Origin of the sequence: Pseudomonas sp. Pse35 (assembly GCF_024519715.1) — a bacterium.
Classification (GTDB): Bacteria; Pseudomonadota; Gammaproteobacteria; order Pseudomonadales; family Pseudomonadaceae; genus Aquipseudomonas; species Aquipseudomonas paracarnis.
Genome location: NZ_JALJRP010000011.1, coordinates 59,633 through 81,576, shown reverse-complemented (window position 1 = coordinate 81,576; position 21,944 = coordinate 59,633). Strand labels below are relative to the sequence as shown.

Genomic DNA, 21,944 nt, shown 5'->3' with positions numbered 1-21,944 from the left:
ACAGAGGGGGGTTAACAGCGGATTAATCGTGGCAAATGTAGTGATTGTGCGGACGCCATCGCGGGCAAGCCCGGCTCCCACATTGGAATGCGATCCTCTGTGGGAGCCGGGCTTGCCCGCGATAATGCCGATAGGGTCAATTGGCCAAATTCTATTCCAACGCCGCCGCCGGGCCAAAGAACTCATAGCGCGCCTGCTTCTCCGGCACACCCAGCGCCTTGAGATGCCGCTTGATCGCCGCCATGAAGCCCTTGGGGCCCAAGAAGTAAGCATCAATATCACGCTGCTCAGGCAACCAGGCCGCCAGTTGCTCCTGGTTGAGCATCCCGACCTTGTCTGCCGCCGGGCTGATGCCGTCATCCTCGGCGTAGCAGTAGAAACGCTTGAGCTGCGGATGCTTGGCCGCCAGGGTGTCCACCCAGTCACGGAACGCATGCACCCCGCCGTTACGGGCACAATGGATGAAATGCACCGGGCGCTCGGTTGCCAGGGCGGCTTCGAGCATCGGCAGCGTGGGCGTAATGCCTACCCCGCCGCTGATCAGCACCAGCGGTTTATCACTGGCGGCCAGGGTGAACTCGCCCGACGGCGGGAACAGGTCAATGGTCGCGCCGACATGCATCTGGTCGTGCAGGTAATTGGAGACCCGCCCGCCCGCTTCGCGCTTGACGCTGATGCGGTACAGCCCGGTGTCGGTGAGGGCCGACAGGGAATAGTTGCGACGCACTTCCTCGCCATCGAGCACCAGTTTCAGGCCGATGTACTGGCCGGGCGCTGCGGCCAGGATCGGGCCGTTGTCCACCGGCGCGAAGTAGAAGGAGATGATCTCGTCGCTCTCCTCCACGCGCTTGACCAACAGGAACGCCCGCGCCCCCCGCCAGCCGCCGGGCGCCTGGGCTTTTTCGTCGTAGATGGCCGCTTCGGCGCCGATCAGAATGTCCGCCAACTGGCCGTAGGCCGCGCCCCAGGCGCTCATGACCTCGGGGGTGGCAATCTCGCTGCCCAGCACTTCGGAAATAGCCCGCAGCAGGCAGGCGCCAACAATGGGGTAATGCTCCGGCAGAATCTGCAACGCCACGTGTTTGTTGATGATCTTGGCCACCAGGTCGCCCAGTTGGTCCAACTGGTCGATATGCCGCGCGTACATCAGCACGCCATTGGCCAGGGCGCGAGGCTGGTCACCACTGGCCTGGTGGGCCTGGTTGAACAGTGGGCGGACTTCGGGATACTCGGACAGCATCATGCGATAGAAATGCGTAATCAGCGCTTCGCCGCCGCTTTCCAGCAGGGGCACGGTAGATTTGATGATTGCACGGTCTTGGGCACTAAGCATGGGAGACTCCTGGGTCTTCTTACTGATTGCCTTATAACAGTCAGTAATCATGCCAACTTATAAATCCTTTATTTTCAACAAGTTAAATATTTTGTAGTCAGTATGACCTCCTACACTTTATAGTCATAAGGACTACAAGGAGTTATTATGACTGCACAACCCCTGCTCACCACCTTGCTGCCGCTGGTCGCTGACCTGTCCCGGGACTTGCCCGAAGGCGAGCGCTACCGGCGCCTGCTGCAAGCCATGCGTGCACTGCTGCCCTGCGACGCCGCCGCGTTGTTACGCCTGGACGGCGAGTGGTTGGTGCCGCTGGCCGTGGACGGCTTGAGCGCCGATACCTTGGGGCGACGCTTCAAGGTCAGCGAACATCCGCGCTTCGAGATCCTGCTGAGCAGCCCCGGCCCTACCCGCTTCGACAGTGACAGCCAATTGCCCGACCCCTATGACGGCTTGGTCGCCGGTTTGCACGGCCAGTTGGAAGTCCACGACTGCATGGGCTGCCCGCTGTTTATCGACGACCAGCCCTGGGGGCTGCTGACCCTGGACGCCCTCGATACCGAGCGCTTTGAACGGGTCGAGCTGGACGCCCTGCAAGCCTTCGCCAGCCTCGCCGCGGCCACCGTCAACGTGGCTGAACGCATCGAGCGCCTGGCGCTGCGGGCCGAAGACGAGCACCAGCGCGCCGAGATCTATCGCCAGGCCAGTGGCCAGCAGCCCAAGGAAATGATCGGCCAGAGCAAAGCGCACAAGCGCCTGGTCGAGGAAATCAACCTGGTCGGCGGCAGTGACTTGACCGTGCTGATTACCGGCGAAACCGGGGTCGGCAAGGAATTGGTGGCCCAGGCGATCCACGCCGCCTCCTCCCGCGCCGACAAACCGCTGATCAGCCTCAACTGCGCCGCCCTGCCCGAGACCTTGGTAGAGAGCGAACTGTTCGGGCATGTGCGCGGCGCCTTTACTGGCGCGTCGAACGAGCGCCGGGGCAAGTTCGAACTGGCCAATGGCGGTACCTTGTTCCTGGATGAAGTGGGTGAGTTGTCGTTGACCGTGCAGGCCAAGTTGCTGCGCGTGCTGCAAAGCGGCCAGTTGCAGCGCCTGGGGTCGGACAAGGAGCACCAGGTGGATGTGCGCCTGGTTGCTGCCACCAACCGCGACCTTGCCGAAGAGGTGCGCAATGGCCGCTACCGTGCCGACTTCTACCACCGTTTGAGCGTCTACCCACTGCAAGTGCCAGCGCTGCGCGAGCGCGGGCGTGATGTGCTGCTATTGGCGGGGTTCTTCCTCGAACAGAACCGCTCACGCATGGGCCTGGGCAGCCTGCGCCTGACCGGAGATGCCCAGGCGGCCCTAACGGCCTACAACTGGCCCGGCAATGTGCGCGAGCTGGAGCACTTGATCGGACGCAGCGCGTTGAAAGCCCTGGGCAACTGCCGCGAGCGCCCCAAGATTCTCAGCCTGAGCGCCCTGGACCTGGACTTGCCCGACGTGACTGCGGCTGCGGCCGAAGAGGCACCGGCCCCTGCCCTCCCGGTGGTCAGCGGCGACCTGCGCCAGGCCACCGAGCATTACCAGCGCCAACTCATCAGCGCCTGCCTGGAACGCCATCAGCACAACTGGGCCAGCGCCGCCCGCGAACTGGGCCTGGACCGCGCCAACCTGGGGCGCATGGCCAAGCGGCTAGGCCTCAAGTGATCGGTGATCGTTCCCACGCTCCGCGTGGGAATGCCTCACCCGACGCTCCGCATCATGGCCTCGAGAGCGGACGCGGAGCGTCCCGAGCGGTATTCCCACGCAGAGCGTGGGAACAATCGAGCGCACGGGCCTTACGAAACACCAGCACATTCCCCAGCATCACCAGCACTAGCCCCATCAACGCCGGCGCCGTCCACTGGTAACCCTCGGCCACGGCCGACACATTCAGCGCCACCACCGGAAACAGCACCGTGCAATACGCCGCTTTCTCCGGCCCCATGCGGCCCACCAGGGTGAGGTACGCGGTAAAACCAATCACCGAGCCTGGGATTACCAGGTACCACAGCGCGCCGATATACCGCGCACTCCAGTCCATCTCGAAGGGAATACCACGTACTGCGCAATAGGTCGCCAGCATCGCCGCCCCATAGGCCATGCCCCAGGCGTTGGTGGTCAGCGGCTTGAGCCCGGCCTTCTGTTGCAGGCTCGATAACAGGTTGCCCGCCGAGAAGCACAGGGTGCCCAGCAGGGCCAAGCCCAGGCCCAACAAGGTTTGCGGGCTGGCGGTATGCCCAACCAGCTCTGGCCAGAATAAAAAGCCCAGCCCCAACAACCCAAGCGCCCCGCCCATCAGCACGTTACGCGCCACCCGCTGGCCGAAAAACACCCGGGCATTGAGCGCGTTCCACAAGGTCGCCGTGGAGAACACCACCGCCACCAGGCCACTGGGGATCCATTGGCTGGCGGTGAGAAAGCACATGAAGTTGACGCAGAACAGGCACAGCCCCTGCGCCAGGCAGATCATGTGCCCGCGCCGGTTCATCACCTGCAACTTGCGGCTGAGCAGCAACAGCACGAACAGCACCAGAGCGGCCAGGCCGAAGCGATAGACAATCGACACAGGAATCGCGACCACGCCCAACTGCCATTTGAGGGCGATCCAAGTGGTGCCCCAGATGAGCACCGTGAGTAGATACAGGAAAAGATTCATAGCCGGCTCCGTCGATTGAGCCACAGTGTGGCCTTCAACCCCTTGCAGGCTCTTGCACATTCTTGCGCTTTTGTCGGGCGATGGGCTCACAGCGCCAGCCGTGGAGCGTAGGATGCAGGGTGTCGGAGAACACACCATGCCAGAGCTGCAAACGCTGCACGTCTTCCAAGCCCTCAACCGCTCGCCCCACGCACGCCTGCAAGCCTGCGCCGAGCTCGGTGACGGGTTGGCTGCGGCTGTGTGGAGCAACCACCATGACGCCCAGGATTACCAGGCTCCCAGCCATCACACCTTGTCCTGCTACATCGGCGGTGGCACAGGCACCTTTCGGCGTGATCAGCCTGGCCTCAAGGGCGGCCCCGACAAACTGTGCATCCTGCCGGCCGAGCATCAGTCGGCCTGGGTAATCAATGGCGATATTCGCCTGGCCCACCTGTATTTCAGCCCGGAACAATTTGCCCTCGGCTGCGTCACCCTGCTGGACCGTGAGCCACGGGAGCTGCACTTGCGTGAGGGCACCTTCCTTGAAGACCCGTTCCAGGCCAGGCGTTTTCACCAGTTGGTCAGCCTCAACTGGCACGAGCCCGGCGAGCGCCTGCTGACCAGCAGCCTGGCCCACGAACTGCTCAGCCATACCTTGCTCAACCAGGTCGGCGCCCGCGAAGGCTTGCGCTTGAAAGGCGGGTTGGCCGCGCACCAACGGCGGCGGTTGGTGGAGTACATCGATCAACATATGGAAGACGCCATCAGCCTCGGCCAGTTGGCCGCCATGTGCGCGCTGTCCGAATACCATTTCGCCCGAATGTTCCGCCAAAGCTTCGGCGTGCCGCCCCATCAATACCTGCTGGCACGGCGTCTGGCGCGAGCGAAAAACCTGCTGCGCAGCAGCGTTTTGCCGATCAGTGAGCTGGCCTTGCTGTGCGGTTTTTCCAGCGCCAGTCATTTCAACCAGCGCTTTCGCCACGCCATGGGCGCCACGCCGGGCCAATACCGCCAAGCATTCTGCGCCTAGACCATCAAGCCCAACGTCTTCGCCTTGGCCACCGCCTGGGTGCGTCGCTCTACCCCGAGTTTGCTGTGGATACGCCGCGCATGCGTCTTGACGGTATGCAGGGAGATATACAGGCGATCAGCGATTTCCAGGTTGGAGTTGCCCAGGGCGATCAGTTGCAGCACCTCCAGCTCACGCTGGCTCAGCGGGTTCTGCGCCGCCCCGGCAGGCGCGGCCTGGGGCTCCAGGCCCAGCTCACTCAAAAGTCCCGGGGCGCGTAAACGCAACTCGCGGACCGCCTGCTGCACCTGGCAACGCTCTGCCAGCGCCAAGCCAGCTTGCAGCGACCGACGCGCCAACGCCGGGTCGCCAAGCTGCCAGGTCACTTCACCCAGCACCAGGTGCAATTCGGTTTCCAGGCAAAGCATGCCGCGTTGCCGTGAGGTGTCGAGCAAGGCATTGAGCCGTGCGATAGGTTGCTCGGCACAGCCCAGCTTGACCTCGGCCAGTACCAGCAAATATTCCAGGCGCGGGATCAGCTCCAAGGTGGCCGGCGGTGCCTGCTTGGCGCAAGGCCCGCGAAAGTGGCGCAACACCCGGCGCACGGCTTGCACCGTCAATTCGGCGCGGCCTTGCTGCAACCAGAAGTGCCCACTGACCAACAGCAGTACCGCACGGTACACCGTGTCGGGCACATGGCGCTGCTGCATCAGGCGTTCGGCGTCGCGTAATTGAATGAAGGCCTGCGCGTAGTCGCCACGATTGGCCGCCAATAGCGCCAGGCCCAGAAAGCCGTACAGAACGCGCTTGTCCTGGCTCTGCAGGCACATGCTCAAGCCGGCCTCGAAACATTCGGCGGCCAGGCCGTCCTGGCCCTGACGCAAGGCCAGATGCCCGCGGCGCAGAACAATACGCCCCACCAACGGCCCGGCGTTGAGCCGTTGCCCGGCCAACATCGCTTGCACCGTTTCCAACAGGCTTTGCGCCCGGTACGGCGCGCCACGCTGCTCCAGCAATTGGGCGTGGTCCAACTCCAGCAGGGCCTCCAATACCAGCGAACCGTGGACCCGGGCCAGGCACAGCGCTTCACGGTTCAAGCGTTGGGCGGCCTCCAACTCACCGCGCAGCAAGGCTTGCTGGGTCAGGCCCGAGAGGCACATCAGGCGCGATGTCCAGGCGCTGTCGGGCAACGCTTGCAGGGCTTCGAGAAAGTGCTCGCGGGAGCGTTCGGCGTCGCCGCTCAAATGCAGCAACCAGCCCCACTGCGCCTGCCAGCGCGCCAGCAGATAGCGCTGCGCGGCGGGCGTCGGTTGCGGGGCGAACCGGGCCAGTTGGTCGATGCACAAGGCCGCCTGTTCGAAGCGCCCGGCAAACAACAACGCGGCCGTGAGCAGCCCCACCAGTTGCGCCGACCCCAACATCAATTCATCGCCCTGCTGTTCATGCAGGCGCAACAGCAACACGGCGTTCTGCTGGCGAAACAAATCCTCGAAACTGAAGTGCTGCAACAGGCTCACCGCCACTTCATATTCCTGCGCCAGCAACGCCTGCTCGAACGCGGCCTGGCAGTCACCCTCGGCGCTGAACCATTGGCACGCGCGTCGGTGCCAGGAGCGTTTGGCCGGCCAGGGTTCGTCGCGCAGCAGTCGCGCCAACGGTGGGAAAATGTGGAGCCAGTCGCTAGTGTCTTCCCAGGGCTGGATAAACGCACCCAGTGCCTGCAATTCGCGCAAATGCTCAGCGCCGTCACCACCACCGAACAAGTACTCACACAGGTTCAGGTTGAAGCGCGGCAGATGGGCCAACACGCGCCAGGCCTCAGCCAATGGTGCCGACAAGGTGTTGAACAGCTCATGCTGCAGGTAATCGAGCAGGGTCTTGTCGGGGTGGCCGTCGCCCAACAAGGCGATACGCACACCGGCGCACCAACCGGCGCTGAACTGCATCACGCTGTCGACGCTATGCCCCGGGGCGAGCAGTTGCTCGACTTCCTCAGCGCTGAAAAACAACTCGCTGCACTCCAGCAACTCATCGTCGAGCAACAGGCGTGGCCAATTGCACAACGGGCGCCGTCGCGCGCCCAGCCACCAGGTCAACTGCGGGCTGCCAGCGGCGAGCAAACGGTCCAGCAGCGCATCCAGCTCAGGCGCAGGCGAGCGACAGAAATCATCCAGAAACAACCACGTGGTGTGTGGCCAACGGCCCAAGTCGAGCAATAACGTGGCTTCATCCACAAACGGCAAGCCAAGCTGCTGCGCCAGCCGTGCGCAGAATTCCAAGGGGCTGAGCGCGGCACCGTTGAGTGGCATCCACACCACCTGACAGCCCTTCGGCGCCTGCAGCGCACACTCGGCGAGCAACGCGCTCTTGCCACTGCCTCCCGGTGCGCACAGCAACCTTACCCGCGCCTGCGCCGTCAGCAGAGGCACAGTCAGCCGCGCACGCAACGCATGGTGGGCGGACAGCCGTGGCATAAATCCAGGACGGTCCAGGCAGCGGGTCATGGCGGTCATTGCTGCATCCTGCTGTTTTTATTGTTGCGTCACCCTAGACCTGTGGTTGGCGGTTGTTGAAGAAGTATTCAGCGGGTTGATTGAAGACCATAAAAACCAAGGTATACGCCCTTCAGTGTTGGAGCTGGCTTGCCTGCGATGGCCATAGGTATCTACACAACTTTGGTGCGACGCTGGACCTGTGGCGAGGGAGCTTGCTCCCGTGACGGACTGACAGCCGACGCTTATATACCTGACGCGCCGCAGTCCAAATGTGGGAGCTGGCTTGCCTGCGAAGACGGCCTGACAGTCAACACAGTTGGACCGTGTACATATCCATTCCTGCGGTAACGGCCACTTAGGGTTCCGCTTTTACAGCGGGTCACTTTTGGAAAAGAGCCCGGAATGCCGGCCCAGCCAAAAGTAACCAAAAGGGCTCTTGCCCCACCACTCGGCACCTCGCTTTGGCTCGGTGTGCCCGTAATCCGCCAGCGTGGTTTAACGGGGCGCCTAAGATCAAGATCAAAAACAGATCAAGATCAAGGGTGACTCGCTTCGCATCGTAGTTACCGTCTGCTGCTACAGCCTACAAAGTTGTGTAGATATCTATGCTGCGATGGCGGTGCGACAGCAATCGATGAGCGGCCTGGCCCACCGCTATCGCAGGCAAGCCAGCTCCCACATTTTCAACCTCATTTCAGTGTGGAATCAGCGAACGCCCTCCGATCTCAGTGCAGCCGGGGTGTAGTCCGCCGCCTTGGCCGCGAAGCCGAACACGAAGCTGCTCTTCTCCTCGTTCTTCATGCCCAGCGCGATGTAGCGCCCTGCAATCAGGTCGTACAGGGTTTCCACGGTGTAGGCCGGCACCTGGTGGTCGTAATAGAACTGCGCATGGCCTTCGGCAACGCGCCACAGTTGGCCGCGGCCGTCGTAGTGGTCCACCAGGGCGACTTGCCAGCTGTCTTCGTCGATGAACATATGGCGTTTGGCATAGATGTGCCGCTCGCTGGGCTTGACGGTGCCGACCACTTCCCACACGCGGTGCAACTCGTAACGGGTCAGGTCCTGGTTGATATGGCCGGCCTTGATGATGTCGTCGTACTTGAGGCTCGGCGAATCGAGCTTGTAGCTGTTGTAAGGGATGTACATCTCCTTCTTGCCCACCAGTTTCCAGTCATAACGGTCGGGTGCGCCGGAGAACATGTCGAAGTTGTCGGTAGTGCGCAGGCCGTCGGAGGCGGTACCCGGGCCGTCGTAAGACACCTGCGGTGCACGCCGCACACGGCGCTGGCCGGCGTTGTAGATCCAGGCCAGGCGCGGTTCCTTCACCTGGTCGAGGGTTTCATGCACCAGCAGCACGTTGCCCGCCAGCCGCGCCGGCGCGGTGACCGACTGCTTGAAATAGCTGAGCACGTTGGCGGCCTTGGCCGGGTCGATATCCGGGATAGCTTGCGGCACCGCTACTTCTTCTTCGAAACGGATCGGCGTGTAGCTGCCATTGGTCTGGGGCGTGGCCTGGGTGATGATGCGCCGCAGGTTGCCGCCGTGGTAACGGGTGATGTGATTCCACAGCACCTCGACGCCATTCTTGGGGATAGGGAACGCGTAGTAACGGTTGCCGGTGAAGTTCTCCAGGCCGTTGCCATCGTTGATCGCCTTCACATTCAGGGCGCTTCGCTTGATCGACTCGTAAATGTCCGCCGGCAAGTTGACCGTGCGGTGGCTGGGGTACACCGGGATCTTGTAGGTCTCGGGGTAGCGCTTGAACATCGCCACCTGGCCGTCGGAGAGTTTGTCCTTGTACTTGTCCACCGTGGCGGCGGTGATCACGAACAGCGGTTTTTCGTTAGCGAAGGGGTCGGAGAGGAAGCCCTTGCTGTCCACCGTGCCGGCGTTTTTGGGGATGCCACCGGTCCAGGCGGGGATCGAGCCATCGGCATTGCCGGCTTTTTCGGCGCCGACCGGGGTCAGGGAAGTGCCGAGCTTGGCTGCTTCTTCGGGCGATACCGCCGCCATTACGTTGGCGGCCAATACGCTCAGGGCCAACACTGCAATCATCTTACGCATAGGGTCTTGTCCTTCTTTTAAGCCAGATCAGAAGTTCACGCCGAAGCTGAGGGCGAGGAAGTCGCGGTCGGTCAGGGTGTTGTAGTCACCGCCAAAAAAGTCGGTGTAGCTCAGGCTTGCGGTGTAGGTGCTGCGATAGTCCGCATCCACGCCGACGCTGATGGCCTTGGCGCCTTTGTTGAACAGGCCGTTGGGGCCGTAGCCCGCGACGTCATGGGACCAGGACAGGTTGGGCTTGAGGTTCACACCGGCAATGGCGTTGTTGTAGTCAAGGATCGCCCGCGCCCGGTAGCCCCAGGAGGTGGAGGTGACAAAACCGTCGGTGTCACCTTGAAAACCGTAGGCGCCGTACACCGAGTCTCGGCCGTAACGCAGTTTGGTTTTGTCTTCCAGGCCGGCGACGTGCACCACCGCGGCTTCGCCCACCAGGGTCAGGCGCTCGGCGCCCAGTACCTGGTCGAAGAACTGGGTCATGGTGCTCTGAATCTGGGTGATTTCCTTGCGGCGATAGCCTTTGTTGTCATCGCCGAAATTGCTGCGGATGGGTGAGGCGAGTTGGCCCGCAATGGGGTTGACCAGGGCCAGGGTCAGGTCGGTGGTGTTGAGCTGCACCGGCGCATTGGGCCGATAGCTGATTTCGCCGGTCCACGCCGTGCCCGTGGGCAAGGTGGTGGAGAAACTGGCGCCGAACAGGCGGATGTCTTCCGGGTAATCCAGGTAGTACTGGCCGCGGCCGAGCATGGTGCTTTGCGCCAAACCGCCCCCGGAACCGGGCGCCAGGGCGTTGGCGGTGTTGATGATGCGCCCGATGGTGGCCAGGTTGGTATTGGCGGTCAGGGTGCCGACGGTCGGTGTGCGACTGTGGTAGTTCATGAAGTACAGGCCGTATTCAGTGTCATCACCCAGCCAACGCAGGGCCGCGCCGAACTGGCCGGAGTCACGCGCATCGCGGTCACCGGCACGCCGCACAATCACGCCTTCATTGGTCACGCCAAACCCTTGGCCAAAGGCAGCCGCCACCGGTTGCAGCGGTCGGATCGCCGGGCTGCCCACGGTGTAGTTATTGGTGCAGCCATCCGCCGCTACGTCCCCGCCGAAAAAGGTGCCGCAGTTGTCGAGCACCGTCTGATCCCATTCCAGTTGATAAAAACCTTCCACGGTCAGTTGATTGGTCAGGCTCTGGGAGGCAAACAGCATGTTCACCGGGATCAAGCCTTCCTTGATCTCGGCACCGGGCCTGCGGAACGCCGACACGTCGATCGGGTTGATGCTGTTGATGGAGTTACCGATGAAGGTACTTTCGCCCCAACTGACCACCTGCTTGCCGGCGCGCACGGTGCCGGGCAGGTCGCCCAGGGAGTAGTTGTGGTAGACGAAGGCATCGAGGATCTGCGCACCGCTGGACTTGGCGCCTTCCTTGCGGTTGTGGTCGCTGATGGGCTTGAACTCGCGGTCTTCGTCCTTGAGCTCGAAGTCGTACCAATACTTGCCACGCACGAATACCCCGGTGTCGCCGTACTTCAACTCAAGGTCGTGCAGCCCCTTGAAGATCTTGGAGAAGGTCTCGCCCTTCTTGAAGTTGAGGCGCCCGTCATCTCCGGTGGACGCCTGGCCCGTCCCGCCATTGACCGTGCCGACCAGGCTTTTGTCGGCATCGCGCATGCCCCAGCTGGCGCCGACCGACAGCGAGGAGTCGAATTGCCCTTCGATCTCGCCGATGTTGAACGAAACAGCCTGCGCCTGGGCACAGCAGCCCAGCGCAACCGCAGTGGCCAGCGCCTGTGGCGTGAAGATGGCGCGCATTATTGTTTTTGTCATGCGTCTTCCCCGGTGAGTGACAGAAGGCTCCACCCTACTGCCGCCCTTGAGGGGCGATAAGCGCACCAAGGAGGTATTCGTGTTGTCGCTCGAAAGGATGACGGGGTTCTCTGGCCGGGCGCTGGACCGGGCCATGCATGCGATGGATGAAGGCTTATCAGAGGCATCGATGGTGCCGGGCAATTATTGTCGATTTGGTAACAGTCCTTGTCCCGAACTGCTATTACTCATTCTGTTACAACCGATTATTCTTACCTGGCTTTCAGGGCAAACGGCCCGCTCCCGCATTGGGGAGAAAAGCTGATTTATAACGGATTGATCCTGTAATCAGTCTGTTCCCGGTGTTCACTGACGTTGATTTGTCGCTCCTTGATCCAACGTCTTACTTCGGCCGCTGCCTATGCGGCGGCCTTTTTTATGCCTGCAATAAAACGGGGCGTCATCGACGCCCCGTGGGATTCATTGATTTACCGGCAATGATCAGAGGCTGAACTTCTGCAAGTTGGCCATCATTTCCTTCAGCGCCTCAATATTGTCCTTGGGGTGCGCAGCCCCTTCGAAATCGCAGATCTGCTGCCAGTGCGCGGCCACATCCTCCGGCGAAAAACCGGCCTCGGGATCAAAACCCACACCCAGGCTGCGCTCCCAACGGGTCTTGCCGATCCAGCCGCCACCCACTTCAAACAAGCCTGCGGTTTCCTCACAGGCGTCACTGCCCAGGTACACCACCAGTGGGCTGACCAGTTCCGGCTTGAGGCGCTCGAACACCTGCGGCGGGATCAGCCCTTCGGTCATGCGTGTGCCACCGGTGGGGGCAATCGCGTTGACCAGGATGTTGTTCTTACGCCCTTCCAGCGCCAGGGTACGCGTCAAGCCATACAGGCCCAACTTGGCCATGCCGTAGTTGGACTGGCCGAAGTTGCCGTAGATACCGGACGTCGACGCCGTGAAGATCACCCGGCCATAACCCTGCTCGCGCAAATGCGGCCAGGCGGCGCGGGTGACTTTGTAGGCGCCTTCGACGTGCACCCGGTAAACCAGGTCCCAGTCGCTGTCATCCATTTTATGGAAGGTCTTGTCGCGCAGGATGCCGGCGTTGTTGACCACCACGTCGACCCGGCCGAAGACATCCAGTGCGTTCTGTACGATCTTGTCGCCGTCGGTGACGGAGTCATGGTTGGCTTCCGCAATGCCGCCCGCCGCGCGGATCTGCGCCACCACCCGGTCGGCCGCCGAGGCGTTGGCGCCCTCGCCTTGGGTTGACCCCCCCAGGTCGTTGACCAGCACTTTGGCCCCGTGCCTGGCGAACAGCAGCGCATGGGCCTGGCCCAAGCCACCACCGGCGCCGGTGACGATCACCACCTTATCCTGGAACTGCACTGACTCACTCATACCGAACTCCGCTGGCGACAATGGGAATAGGCAGAGTGTCACGCAAGCAGCCTTTGGTCACAATAAAGACGGCCAGGGCTGAATGGTGCTTGATAAGGCAGCGGGATGATGCGCAGGCTCAGGAATAGGCCGCGCGCGGTGAAGGCTGGCTGATGCGCTCACGAAACGCCTGGTAATGCTTGAGCACTTGGACCGGCGCCTCGATCTGGGGGTAATGGCCGATATTGGCCAGCCTTATCGTGTCGGGCTGGGGCACCAGTTGGCGATAGCGCTCGACCATATGGGCCCCGGAAATCGGGTCTACTTCGCCGTCGATCACCCGCAGCGGCACTTCGCCTCGCTGCATGGCCGTGAGCCAGCGCTCGCGCAGACGACGGCGCTGGGGGATGTAGGCGATCAGTTTGTGCAGGATACGCGGGCCGTCGTTGCAACTGATCAAACTCCAGAAATCATCCAGCACGCTTTCACTGGGCCGCGTCTGGGGGCCGAAGATCTGGTTGAAACTGCTGGCCAAGGCATTGCGCCCAAAGGCCCGACCGATCATCCAGCCCAACGGGCTGAGCAGCAGCTTTTGCACCAGCGCCGGCCGATGGGTTTCCGGAAACAGCCCGCCGTTGAGAAATACACAACTCGCCATCTGGAACCGGCCCTCGTAATGCCGAGCCAATAATTCCTGGGCGACACTGTCGCCGTAGTCATGAGCCAACACATGCACCGGCTGCTCTACGCGCAGGTGCTCAAGCAGCGCCTGTTGCAGATCGGCCTGTTCCAACAGGCAATAGTCGTGGTCCAAGGGTTTGGCCGAGTCGCCAAAGCCGAGCATGTCGCAGGCAATCACCAGGTTGCGCTGGGCCAGGGGTTGCCACAGGTAGTGCCAGTCCCAACTGGCCGTGGGGAAACCATGAATCAGCAGCAACGGCTCGCCCTGCCCGGCCACCCAATAGCGCACGGTGTGGCCACGAAAGACGAAGTCCTGGCCGCGCTTGCGCCAGGCTCTGAGCGGTATCTCGGCGAGTGGCATCAGCTTTTATACCCGGGGTCCTGATTATCCAATTTGCGCAGCAGTGCCGGCCAGGCCAGAGCACCGCCCATACCTTGGGCGCTTTTTGTGACAGCTGCCACCATCGCCTTGGCACCGGCGAGAATCTGCGGCTCGATGGCGATCAACTCAGTGCCGCCGCTTTGGGCCAGTACCTGAATCTCGCAGGCGCGCTGGAAGGTAAACATCATCAGGAAGGTGTCGGCGATGGTGCCGGCGCAGGTCAGCAGGCCGTGGTTGTGCAGCATCAGGAAATTGTTCGGACCCAGATCCGCTTGCAACCGGGCCTTTTCCTCATGATTGAGCGCCACGCCTTCATAGGCGTGATAGCCCAGGCTGGAGAGCACAAACAGCGATTGCTGGCTGATGGGCAATACACCCTGCTTTTGCGCACACACCGCCACGCCGGCAGCGGTGTGGGTGTGCAGCACGCAGGTCACGTCGTGGCGCACTTCGTGGATGGCGCTGTGGATGGTGTAGCCCGCAGGGTTGATCTCGTAGGGGCTGTCCATTTGCTTATTGCCGGCCTGGTCAACCTTGACCAGGCTCGACGCGGTGATCTCATGGAACATCAGCCCATAGGGGTTGATCAGGAAATCTTCAGTGCCCGGCACCTTGGCCGAAATATGCGTGAAGATCAGGTCATCCCAGCCGTGCATGGCCACCAGGCGATAGCAGGCCGCGAGGTCCACGCGGGTTTGCCATTCGGCGGCGCTGACCTGGGCTTTGACGTTTTGTGGCGATGGTGCAGGGGCTAGGCTCATGGCAATGACCTCCTTGGCGCACTTCTTATGGTGTCTAAAGTGAGAGCCAGTCTAGTCAGACGCCGAGGCGCAAGGAGTTTCCTTGGCAGCCAGCTTGATGACTGAGCGAGTCAGTCAAGAGAATAGTACAAATACGTGTCAAACAAGCGCCGTCAATAACGGCGCTCCCTGGGGTTCAACCGCGCAGCGCGGTGATCAAATCGGCCAGCCAAGGCTCGGCGTCAGCTTCCGGGGTGACGCTTTCGCTGGCGTCCAGGCGCAGCATCGGCTGCACTTCGCGGATGCCCAGTTCGGCGAACAATTCGCGCATTTGTTCACCGCCGCCACAGAAGGTATCGCCATAGCTGGCGTCGCCCAGGCCGATGACCGCTCCCGGCAGGCCGCGCCAGGCGGCGGGCAGTTGGTCGCGGATGGTTGAGTACAGAGGCTGCAGATTGTCGGGCAGCTCGCCCATGCCGGTGGTCGAGGTCACTGCCAGGAATGCATCGGGAGCAAAGGCCTGCACGTCTGCCAGCGTGGCACGCGCGTTGTGCCAGGCGTTGAAACCTGCGTCCTTGAGGATTTCTTCCGCGTGGCGAGCGACTTCTTCAGCCGTACCGTAGACCGAGCCGGAGAGGATGGCGACTTTCATCAATCTGATCCTGTAGTTGAGTGAAAGCGTGGGATATTAGCAGCCCGTGCCAATATTTCAGTGCGCACCGTGCAACATTCCAGACTTGCCATAAACTGGCAAGGTCAAAACCAGGCCATGGACCGCTCTATGATTAACGCCAAACTGCTGCAAATGGTCGTCAATGCGTCCAACGACGGAATCGTTGTTGCCGAGCGCGAAGGCCGGGAGAAACCACTGATCTACGTCAACCCGGCCTTCGAAAGGATGACTGGCTACACGCTGGACGAGATCCTCTATCAGGACTGCCGCTTCCTGCAGGCGGGCGACCGCGACCAACCGGCCTTGATCGCCATTCGTGATGCACTCGACAGCGGCGGCACCTGCCGAGAGATCCTGCGTAACTACCGTAAGGACGGCACGCCTTTCTGGAACGAGCTATCGCTTTCGACCGTGTACAACGAGGTCGACAAGCAAACCTATTTCGTCGGTGTGCAGAAAGACGTCACCACTCAAGTCAAGGCACAACAGCGTGTCGCCCAACTGGAAGCTCAGTTGGCCGAGCTCAAGAGCGAGCTCGCCGCACTCAAGGCGACGAGTGGATTTAACAAACTGTAAAAAATGCGGTCTTTAGAGCGATAATGGCTTTTTAATGCCTCAGCCTTGAGCCAGATCAATGCAACGCGACACGCTATTGACGCAGGACGAGCTGGATTTTATCCAGGACATGACACACAACCCGCAGCTCAACCTGCGGGATGCATGGTCGAGCCTGACGGTTAATGGCGGCGCACAGATTCGCGATCTGCTCACGCGGCTAGCGGCTCACGACCAGGTCACCATCCAGGCGCAGTTCGACAACCAGCAACTCACCTTCCCGTTGCACTTGGTGGAAGATGAGTTTCATGCTGTGCATTTACGCTTGGGCGTACCGAGCATTTTTGAAGATGGGCCGATGATCCGCCCGTGGCGCCTGGCGCTTGAAACGCCGGTGGCGCTGGAAAACATCAAGGGCTACTCCAGCGCGCTGTGGGTGCACGAAGTGTCATTCAAAGGGGTGCTGGTAGAAGTGCGTGGCCGGGTCAAACCGCCCAAGACGTTTTCCCTGTGGTTCAGCCCTTCCGGCTACGAACGCATCGCCCTGCGCGGTACGCTGGAGCGGGTAACCGCCCGCGGCCTGTTCGCCTACCGCCTGAGCCAAAGCAATGCTGATGAGATCGAACGGTTACGCCAGTTCATCCTGCACCAGCATCGCCTGGTGCATCCTCACGTTCATGCCTGAGACGCCAGGTGCCGCTGAGCAGTTGCTGTAAGCGGCGCGGCATCCAGCGTCCGTCATTGCCCAGGCAACCAATCGACGAACCTGCCAGGCTGTGTCCCGCCAGGTCCGACGCCTCTCCAGCCAGCAACAACGGGCAATCGAGGGTGAAGGCCAGGCGATTGAGCCGTGACGCCAACTCTGCGCCAGGGGCATGGTTGGAAAACAGCACCAGGGCTTGCGGTCGAGTGCGCTCGCAGATCAGCGTCAACTCATCCAGTGGCTGGCCAACGCCCAGGACCTTGACCGCCAGTTTCTCGCTCGACATCAACAAGCCCGCCACCAGCAACTCCAGCTCACGGCACTCTCCGGCAATGGCTGAGAGCAACACCCTGGGCACTGGCGAGGCACAGGCCATTTGCAGGCACCGTGCGACGCGCGAGCGCAGGAAATTGTCGAAGAACAGCCACTCGCTGGCTTGGCCAAAGCGGCCTTGGTGACGTAACAACTGCTGCCACAGCGGGACCAAAATGTCCTGGAACACCACGGTCGTCGAATAGACGCTGAAGATCTGGCCGTACAACCGGTCGAGCTCACGATCATCAAAGGCACTGATGGCCTGCCGCAGTTGCGCCTGCCATTGGCGCCACTCCAGCTCGGTATCGCTGCGTGACGCTGTAGCCGGCTCGTTGGGCTGTGGGTCGCGCGCCAAAAGCTTGCCGACTTTGCTCACCGCTACGCCACGCTCGATCCAGTCGAGGATGCGGTGCACGGTTTCGATATCGGTGCTTGAGTAAAGCCTGTGCCCACTTTCGGTGCGTACAGGCTGGATCAAACCGTAGCGACGCTCCCAGGCACGTAGCGTTACCGGGTTCACGCCTGTGAGTCTTGCCACTTCACGAATCGGAAACAGGCCCTCGCAGTCAGTGTGGCTGTCGGGTGTCGTTTCGCGAAGAGGCGCAGTGATTTCAGGCATCAGCAGTCAAAAAACTTGTATGAATTTGGATCCTATTTAACGCCGATTGAACTGCATGATTCAAGATCTACGGCGATCCATCCGAAGTTTCTGGCGTATTTGGGCAAAACCGGAATAATCCTTGCCTGTTCTTTTGCGTCGCTGCACCACCCCGCAGCTTCGTTCGTGCGCCGCCTACCCGGCTCGGCGCACTTGCTGATTTGGAGATATACGATGTCTACCTCACCCGTCACCCTGATGGTTGCGCGCCGCGTGGCCAAAGGTCGCTACGAAGAACTGATGGCCTGGCTGCGCGAAGGCGAGCAATTGGCGACTGACTTCCCCGGTTACCTGGGCTCCGGCGTGCTGGCGCCACCACCCCATGATGATGAATTCCAGATCATCTTCCGCTTCGCCGATGAAAAAACCCTGCACGCATGGGAGTTCTCCGCTTCGCGCAGCGCGTGGCTGAGCCGTGGCAGCGAGCTATTTGCCAACCCGTCGGAACACCGTGTCAGCGGTATCGATGGCTGGTTCGGCGCAGCGGGTGCCCGCCCGCCACGCTGGAAACAGGCGGTGGCCATCTGGTTGGCTTTTTTCCCGGTATCGTTGCTGTTCAACTTCGGCCTGGGGCCGCTGCTCAGCGAGTTGGACCTGTTCAGCCGCGTACTGGTGAGCACCGCAGCCCTGACCCCGTTGATGGTTTATTTCTTTATACCGCTGTCGACCCATCTGCTGGCGAACTGGCTGCACCCTTCGCCCCCTCGCAAAGTCACTGAAGCCGCCGCTTGAGTACAGGGAGGCCGGCGCGCTGGTATAGTTTGAGCCTGCCAGCGACTTGAGCCTCCCATGAATGCAACCAACGCTCCGATCCTGATCACCGGTGCCGGCCAGCGTGTCGGCCTGCATTGTGCCGAGCGCCTGTTGGATGAAGGCCAAGCGGTGATGTTCAGCTACCGCAGCGAACGCCCCGGCGTGCAGGCGCTGCGTGAGCGCGGTGCCATCGGCGTGTTTGCCGATTTCTCCAGCGAAGCCGGAGTGCTGGCTTTCATTGCCGCAGTCAAAACCCATACTCAAAGCCTGCGAGCAATCATCCACAACGCTTCAGCCTGGGTCGCCGAAACCCCGGGCGACGAAAGCCGTGCCTTTATCGACATGTTCAGCGTGCACATGCTTGCGCCGTACCTGATCAACCTGCATTGTTCACCTTTGCTGCAACGCTCGACACCCGCCGATATCGTGCATATCAGCGATGACGTGGTGCGCAAGGGCAGCCAGCAGCACATCGCCTATTGCGCCACCAAGGCCGGGCTCGACAGCCTCACGTTATCGTTTGCCGCACAGTTCGCGCCGCTGATCAAGGTCAACGGTATCGCACCGGCGATGGTGATGTTCAACGAAGGCGATGACGCGGCCTATCGCGCCAAGGTCCTGGCCAAGTCGGCCCTGGGCATCGAACCCGGACCCGAGGTGATCTACCAGAGCGTGCGTTACCTGCTGGACAATCCCTATGTCACCGGTACCACCCTGACCGTCAACGGTGGGCGGCATATCAAGTAAGCCGTTTACGAGGATGTTGTATGACCTTATCCCTGCCCCACCACTACCGCGAGATCCTCAAGGGCCTGGGCGAAGACCCGCAGCGCGAGGGCCTGCTCGATACGCCCAAGCGTGCCGCCAAGGCCATGCAGTACCTGTGTCATGGCTATGAGCAGAATCTGGAGGAAATCGTCAACGGCGCGCTGTTCGCGTCAGACAATGACGAGATGGTGATCCTCAAGGACATCGAGTTGTACTCGTTGTGCGAGCATCACTTGCTGCCCTTCATCGGCAAGGCCCATGTGGCCTATATTCCGACCGGCAAGGTGCTGGGCCTGTCAAAACTGGCGCGCATTGTCGACATGTTCGCCCGGCGCCTGCAGATCCAGGAGAACCTCACGCGGCAAATCGCCGACGCCATCCAGGATGTGACCCAGGCCGCCGGCGTGGCGGTGGTGATCGAAGCCAAACACATGTGCATGATGATGCGCGGCGTGGAGAAACAGAATTCAACCATGAACACCTCGGTGATGCTCGGCGCCTTTCGCGAGTCGAACACCACCCGCATGGAGTTCCTGCAACTGATTGGACGGAGCAAGTAGCAATGCCACAACTTCAACCAGGCATGGCGCGTATCCGGGTCAAGGACCTGTGCCTGCGCACCTTTATCGGCATCAACGAGGACGAAATCCTCAACAAGCAGGATGTGCTGATCAACCTGACCATCCTGTATGCCGCCCAGGAAGCCGTGCGTGACAACGACATCGACCACGCCCTGAACTACCGCACCATCACCAAGGCCATCATCGCTCACGTCGAAGGCAATCGCTTTGCCCTGCTGGAGCGCCTGACCCAGGAATTGCTGGACCTGGTGATGAGCAACGAATCGGTGCTGTACGCCGAAGTCGAAGTGGACAAGCCCCACGCGCTGCGCTTTGCCGAGTCGGTTTCGATCACTCTGGCCGCCAGCCGCTGATACTAAGTGAGCCCTATGAACGACCAACAACGCCTCGAACTCGAAGCCGCCGCCTTTCGCCGATTGGTGGCCCACCTGGACAGCCGCAAGGATGTGCAGAATATCGACCTGATGAACCTCGCCGGCTTCTGCCGCAACTGCCTGTCCAAGTGGTACAAGGCCGAGGCCGACGAACGCCAGATCGAGGTCAGCCTCGATGACGCCCGTGAAGTGGTGTACGGCATGCCGTACGCCGAGTGGAAAGCCCAATACCAGCAAGAAGCCAACGCAGACCAACAGGCCGCGTTCGCCAAAGGAAAGCCTCATGACTGATTTGAACACCCTGCGCGCCAGCCTCAACAGCGGCGAACACGCCTTTGCCGATACCTTGGCGTTCGTCGCGGCGGGTTACGACTACCAGCCGCAAGCTTTCATCAACGGCGGTGTGGAAAATGCCGCTGGGCAGAATGAAGGGTCGTGCAAGACCCTGGGTTTGGCGCTGCTGGAAGGGTTGAGTGATAAGGAAGCACTGCTGGCGTTTGGTGAGCATTACCGGTCGGTGGTGGCGACGCCTGAGGGCAGTGACCATGGCAATATCCGAGCGTTGATTGCCCATGGACTGGCCGCAGTGAAGTTTGCTGAACAGCCTCTGACTCGCCGCTGATTTAATAACCAACCCCGCTCAATGTGGGAGCCGGGCTTGCCCGCGATGGCGGTGGTGACTATCACACCGCTATCGCAGGCAAGCCAGCTCCCACATTTGTTTAGCGGTGTAGGTTAGATCGCAGGCATAAAAAAACCGGCTTTCGCCGGTTTTTTGAGTCAACGGGTTTAGAACGAAGCGTCCTTCAAACCGTCGAGGTAACGCTCGGCATCCAGGGCCGCCATGCAACCGGCGCCGGCCGAGGTGATGGCCTGGCGGTAAACGTGGTCTGCCACGTCGCCGGCAGCGAAGATACCTTCGATGTTGGTCGCAGTTGCATTGCCTTCACGGCCGCCCTGCACCACCAGGTACCCGTCCTTGGCTTCCAGTACGCCTTCGAACAGTGAGGTGTTCGGAGTGTGGCCGATAGCGATGAACACGCCGTCGACTTTCAGCTCGTCGAAACTGCCGTCGTTGTTTTTCAGACGGGCACCGGTCACACCCATGTTGTCGCCCAGGACTTCATCCAGGGTGGCGTTGAGCTTGAGGATGATCTTGCCTTCAGCGACACGGGCGTGCAGCTTGTCGATCAGGATCTTCTCGGCGCGGAAGGTCTCGCGGCGGTGAACCAGGGTCACGGTGCTGGCGATGTTGGCCAGGTACAGCGCCTCTTCCACGGCAGTGTTGCCACCGCCGACCACGGCAACCGGCTTGTTGCGGTAGAAGAAACCATCGCAAGTGGCGCAGGCCGAAACACCCTTGCCCATGAACGCTTCTTCCGACGGCAGGCCCAGGTAACGCGCACTGGCACCAGTGGCAATGATCAGTGCATCGCAGGTGTACACACCGCTGTCACCGGTCAGGCTGTAAGGCTTTTTCGAGAAGTCGACCTGGTTGATATGGTCGAAGACGATCTCGGTTTCAAAGCGCTCGGCGTGCTCTTTCATGCGTTCCATGAGCACCGGGCCAGTCAAGCCATGGACATCGCCCGGCCAGTTGTCGACTTCAGTAGTGGTGGTCAACTGACCGCCCGCCTGCATGCCGGTGATCAGCAACGGCTTGAGATTGGCCCGGGCAGCGTAGACAGCGGCGCTGTAACCGGCAGGGCCGGAACCGAGAATAATCACTCGGGAATGACGGGTATCAGACATGACTCACTCCTACCGACCGCCCGGACCACAGGGCGGCGGGAATAAAAAAGGACGGCGAAGCACTTGGGGAAGGCTTTGACTCGCCAGGTCCTGAAAATAATGGGTGCAGCGTATCGAGGGGGGCAAGATTAAGGAAATACGCAATAACAATCCAGCTCATAGGTGTTCTCTATGCGTGCAATCAAGTTAATCGACACCTTTGTAACCCTGGATGTCGCCTACCTGCCCGCGCTTTCACATCGGGTGCAAAG

Annotated in this window: 22 protein-coding genes; 11 read left to right on the top strand and 11 right to left on the bottom strand. The window is 61.2% G+C overall.

Annotation, left to right across the window (positions count from 1 at the left end; genetic code table 11):
- Positions 1 to 151: 151 nt before the first annotated feature.
- Positions 152 to 1,333 carry an NO-inducible flavohemoprotein gene (hmpA, locus tag OC445_RS12255; protein WP_054896963.1) on the bottom strand — a complete coding sequence of 394 codons (1,182 nt, stop codon included), beginning with the start codon at positions 1,331 to 1,333 and terminating at the stop codon, positions 152 to 154.
- 147 nt (positions 1,334 to 1,480) lie between these two features.
- On the opposite strand from hmpA, the gene norR reads away from it, so the two are divergent.
- Positions 1,481 to 3,028: a nitric oxide reductase transcriptional regulator NorR gene (norR, locus tag OC445_RS12250; protein WP_054921562.1), complete on the top strand. Its 1,548-nt coding sequence runs from the start codon at positions 1,481 to 1,483 to the stop codon at positions 3,026 to 3,028.
- A 52-nt stretch (positions 3,029 to 3,080) separates the two neighbouring features.
- On the opposite strand, the gene OC445_RS12245 is transcribed toward norR, so the two are convergent.
- On the bottom strand, positions 3,081 to 4,019 hold the full coding sequence (locus OC445_RS12245) for a DMT family transporter (protein ID WP_096143355.1): 939 nt from the start codon (positions 4,017 to 4,019) through the stop codon (positions 3,081 to 3,083).
- A 136-nt stretch (positions 4,020 to 4,155) separates the two neighbouring features.
- On the opposite strand from OC445_RS12245, the gene OC445_RS12240 reads away from it, so the two are divergent.
- A complete protein-coding gene (locus OC445_RS12240; RefSeq protein ID WP_057975162.1) occupies positions 4,156 to 5,031 on the top strand; it encodes a helix-turn-helix domain-containing protein in 876 nt (291 codons plus the stop codon).
- On the opposite strand, the gene OC445_RS12235 is transcribed toward OC445_RS12240, so the two are convergent.
- From OC445_RS12235 to OC445_RS12225, 3 genes are all read right to left on the bottom strand, one after another.
- Positions 5,028 to 7,523, bottom strand: a complete 2,496-nt coding sequence (locus OC445_RS12235) for a LuxR C-terminal-related transcriptional regulator (RefSeq protein ID WP_057975049.1) — start codon at positions 7,521 to 7,523, stop codon at positions 5,028 to 5,030. The genes OC445_RS12240 and OC445_RS12235 overlap by 4 nt on opposite strands.
- A 687-nt stretch (positions 7,524 to 8,210) precedes the next feature.
- Positions 8,211 to 9,569, bottom strand: a complete 1,359-nt coding sequence (locus OC445_RS12230; RefSeq protein ID WP_054896968.1) for a DUF1329 domain-containing protein — start codon at positions 9,567 to 9,569, stop codon at positions 8,211 to 8,213.
- Between the two features lie 27 nt (positions 9,570 to 9,596).
- The gene (locus OC445_RS12225) at positions 9,597 to 11,387 is read right to left on the bottom strand and encodes a DUF1302 domain-containing protein (protein ID WP_014719872.1); all 1,791 of its coding nucleotides are present in this window, start codon (positions 11,385 to 11,387) and stop codon (positions 9,597 to 9,599) included.
- Between the two features lie 79 nt (positions 11,388 to 11,466).
- On the opposite strand from OC445_RS12225, the gene OC445_RS12220 reads away from it, so the two are divergent.
- Positions 11,467 to 11,691, top strand: coding sequence for a hypothetical protein (locus OC445_RS12220; protein WP_138763960.1), 225 nt, complete (start codon positions 11,467 to 11,469; stop codon positions 11,689 to 11,691).
- A gap of 176 nt (positions 11,692 to 11,867) precedes the next feature.
- Here OC445_RS12220 and OC445_RS12215 read toward each other — a convergent pair whose 3' ends face one another.
- From OC445_RS12215 to OC445_RS12200, 4 genes are all read right to left on the bottom strand, one after another.
- Entirely contained in the window at positions 11,868 to 12,779 is a 912-nt protein-coding gene (locus OC445_RS12215) for an SDR family oxidoreductase (RefSeq protein ID WP_034128734.1), read from the bottom strand.
- A 118-nt stretch (positions 12,780 to 12,897) separates the two neighbouring features.
- On the bottom strand, positions 12,898 to 13,800 hold the full coding sequence (locus OC445_RS12210; RefSeq protein ID WP_054921550.1) for an alpha/beta fold hydrolase: 903 nt from the start codon (positions 13,798 to 13,800) through the stop codon (positions 12,898 to 12,900).
- Positions 13,800 to 14,582 (bottom strand): class II aldolase/adducin family protein, encoded by a 783-nt coding sequence (locus OC445_RS12205; protein ID WP_054896970.1) that lies wholly within the window; start codon positions 14,580 to 14,582, stop codon positions 13,800 to 13,802. Before OC445_RS12205 ends, OC445_RS12210 begins: the two co-directional genes overlap by 1 nt.
- 175 nt (positions 14,583 to 14,757) lie before the next feature.
- Positions 14,758 to 15,213, bottom strand: coding sequence for a flavodoxin (locus OC445_RS12200; RefSeq protein ID WP_014719876.1), 456 nt, complete (start codon positions 15,211 to 15,213; stop codon positions 14,758 to 14,760).
- A gap of 129 nt (positions 15,214 to 15,342) precedes the next feature.
- On the opposite strand from OC445_RS12200, the gene OC445_RS12195 reads away from it, so the two are divergent.
- Both OC445_RS12195 and OC445_RS12190 read left to right on the top strand, forming a co-directional pair.
- The gene (locus tag OC445_RS12195) at positions 15,343 to 15,810 is read left to right on the top strand and encodes a PAS domain-containing protein (RefSeq protein ID WP_054896971.1); all 468 of its coding nucleotides are present in this window, start codon (positions 15,343 to 15,345) and stop codon (positions 15,808 to 15,810) included.
- A gap of 58 nt (positions 15,811 to 15,868) precedes the next feature.
- A complete protein-coding gene (locus OC445_RS12190; RefSeq protein ID WP_198791551.1) occupies positions 15,869 to 16,474 on the top strand; it encodes a hypothetical protein in 606 nt (201 codons plus the stop codon).
- On the opposite strand, the gene OC445_RS12185 is transcribed toward OC445_RS12190, so the two are convergent.
- Entirely contained in the window at positions 16,428 to 17,426 is a 999-nt protein-coding gene (locus tag OC445_RS12185; protein WP_127881027.1) for a MerR family transcriptional regulator, read from the bottom strand. The two genes, OC445_RS12190 and OC445_RS12185, sit on opposite strands and share 47 nt — an antisense overlap.
- A 213-nt stretch (positions 17,427 to 17,639) precedes the next feature.
- Between OC445_RS12185 and OC445_RS12180 the strand changes: the two genes are divergently transcribed.
- The 6 genes from OC445_RS12180 to OC445_RS12155 are packed head-to-tail and all read left to right on the top strand — an operon-like array spanning position 17,640 to position 20,563.
- Positions 17,640 to 18,197, top strand: a complete 558-nt coding sequence (locus tag OC445_RS12180; RefSeq protein ID WP_054896973.1) for a hypothetical protein — start codon at positions 17,640 to 17,642, stop codon at positions 18,195 to 18,197.
- Positions 18,198 to 18,254: 57 nt separating this feature from the next.
- Entirely contained in the window at positions 18,255 to 18,965 is a 711-nt protein-coding gene (gene folM / locus OC445_RS12175; protein WP_054921547.1) for a dihydromonapterin reductase, read from the top strand.
- Positions 18,966 to 18,985: 20 nt separating this feature from the next.
- Positions 18,986 to 19,546, top strand: coding sequence for a GTP cyclohydrolase I FolE (gene folE, locus OC445_RS12170; protein ID WP_003194072.1), 561 nt, complete (start codon positions 18,986 to 18,988; stop codon positions 19,544 to 19,546).
- 2 nt (positions 19,547 to 19,548) lie between these two features.
- Positions 19,549 to 19,920 (top strand): dihydroneopterin triphosphate 2'-epimerase, encoded by a 372-nt coding sequence (gene folX / locus OC445_RS12165; RefSeq protein ID WP_003194073.1) that lies wholly within the window; start codon positions 19,549 to 19,551, stop codon positions 19,918 to 19,920.
- Positions 19,921 to 19,935: 15 nt separating this feature from the next.
- Complete coding sequence (locus OC445_RS12160) at positions 19,936 to 20,232, top strand: DUF1244 domain-containing protein (RefSeq protein WP_032879544.1); 297 nt, start codon at positions 19,936 to 19,938, stop codon at positions 20,230 to 20,232.
- A complete protein-coding gene (locus OC445_RS12155) occupies positions 20,225 to 20,563 on the top strand; it encodes a HopJ type III effector protein (RefSeq protein ID WP_054896975.1) in 339 nt (112 codons plus the stop codon). The genes OC445_RS12160 and OC445_RS12155 overlap by 8 nt, the downstream gene beginning before the upstream one ends.
- A 167-nt stretch (positions 20,564 to 20,730) precedes the next feature.
- On the opposite strand, the gene trxB is transcribed toward OC445_RS12155, so the two are convergent.
- Positions 20,731 to 21,693, bottom strand: coding sequence for a thioredoxin-disulfide reductase (gene trxB / locus OC445_RS12150; protein ID WP_010206474.1), 963 nt, complete (start codon positions 21,691 to 21,693; stop codon positions 20,731 to 20,733).
- Positions 21,694 to 21,944 lie beyond the last annotated feature (251 nt).

Excerpts from the sequence above, each read along its gene's own strand:
- folE (WP_003194072.1), top strand. The coding sequence starts at position 18,986 with ATGACCTTATCCCTGCCCCACCACTACCGCGAGATCCTCAAGGGCCTG.
- OC445_RS12225 (WP_014719872.1), bottom strand. The coding sequence starts at position 11,387 with ATGACAAAAACAATAATGCGCGCCATCTTCACGCCACAGGCGCTGGCC.
- folM (WP_054921547.1), top strand. The coding sequence starts at position 18,255 with ATGAATGCAACCAACGCTCCGATCCTGATCACCGGTGCCGGCCAGCGT.
- OC445_RS12160 (WP_032879544.1), top strand. The coding sequence starts at position 19,936 with ATGAACGACCAACAACGCCTCGAACTCGAAGCCGCCGCCTTTCGCCGA.
- folX (WP_003194073.1), top strand. The coding sequence starts at position 19,549 with ATGCCACAACTTCAACCAGGCATGGCGCGTATCCGGGTCAAGGACCTG.
- OC445_RS12230 (WP_054896968.1), bottom strand. The coding sequence starts at position 9,569 with ATGCGTAAGATGATTGCAGTGTTGGCCCTGAGCGTATTGGCCGCCAAC.
- OC445_RS12235 (WP_057975049.1), bottom strand. The coding sequence starts at position 7,523 with ATGACCGCCATGACCCGCTGCCTGGACCGTCCTGGATTTATGCCACGG.
- hmpA (WP_054896963.1), bottom strand. The coding sequence starts at position 1,333 with ATGCTTAGTGCCCAAGACCGTGCAATCATCAAATCTACCGTGCCCCTG.
- OC445_RS12195 (WP_054896971.1), top strand. The coding sequence starts at position 15,343 with ATGATTAACGCCAAACTGCTGCAAATGGTCGTCAATGCGTCCAACGAC.
- OC445_RS12245 (WP_096143355.1), bottom strand. The coding sequence starts at position 4,019 with ATGAATCTTTTCCTGTATCTACTCACGGTGCTCATCTGGGGCACCACT.
- trxB (WP_010206474.1), bottom strand. The coding sequence starts at position 21,693 with ATGTCTGATACCCGTCATTCCCGAGTGATTATTCTCGGTTCCGGCCCT.
- OC445_RS12155 (WP_054896975.1), top strand. The coding sequence starts at position 20,225 with ATGACTGATTTGAACACCCTGCGCGCCAGCCTCAACAGCGGCGAACAC.
- norR (WP_054921562.1), top strand. The coding sequence starts at position 1,481 with ATGACTGCACAACCCCTGCTCACCACCTTGCTGCCGCTGGTCGCTGAC.
- OC445_RS12205 (WP_054896970.1), bottom strand. The coding sequence starts at position 14,582 with ATGAGCCTAGCCCCTGCACCATCGCCACAAAACGTCAAAGCCCAGGTC.
- OC445_RS12215 (WP_034128734.1), bottom strand. The coding sequence starts at position 12,779 with ATGAGTGAGTCAGTGCAGTTCCAGGATAAGGTGGTGATCGTCACCGGC.
- OC445_RS12200 (WP_014719876.1), bottom strand. The coding sequence starts at position 15,213 with ATGAAAGTCGCCATCCTCTCCGGCTCGGTCTACGGTACGGCTGAAGAA.
- OC445_RS12240 (WP_057975162.1), top strand. The coding sequence starts at position 4,156 with ATGCCAGAGCTGCAAACGCTGCACGTCTTCCAAGCCCTCAACCGCTCG.
- OC445_RS12210 (WP_054921550.1), bottom strand. The coding sequence starts at position 13,800 with ATGCCACTCGCCGAGATACCGCTCAGAGCCTGGCGCAAGCGCGGCCAG.
- OC445_RS12180 (WP_054896973.1), top strand. The coding sequence starts at position 17,640 with ATGTCTACCTCACCCGTCACCCTGATGGTTGCGCGCCGCGTGGCCAAA.
- OC445_RS12185 (WP_127881027.1), bottom strand. The coding sequence starts at position 17,426 with ATGCCTGAAATCACTGCGCCTCTTCGCGAAACGACACCCGACAGCCAC.
- OC445_RS12190 (WP_198791551.1), top strand. The coding sequence starts at position 15,869 with ATGCAACGCGACACGCTATTGACGCAGGACGAGCTGGATTTTATCCAG.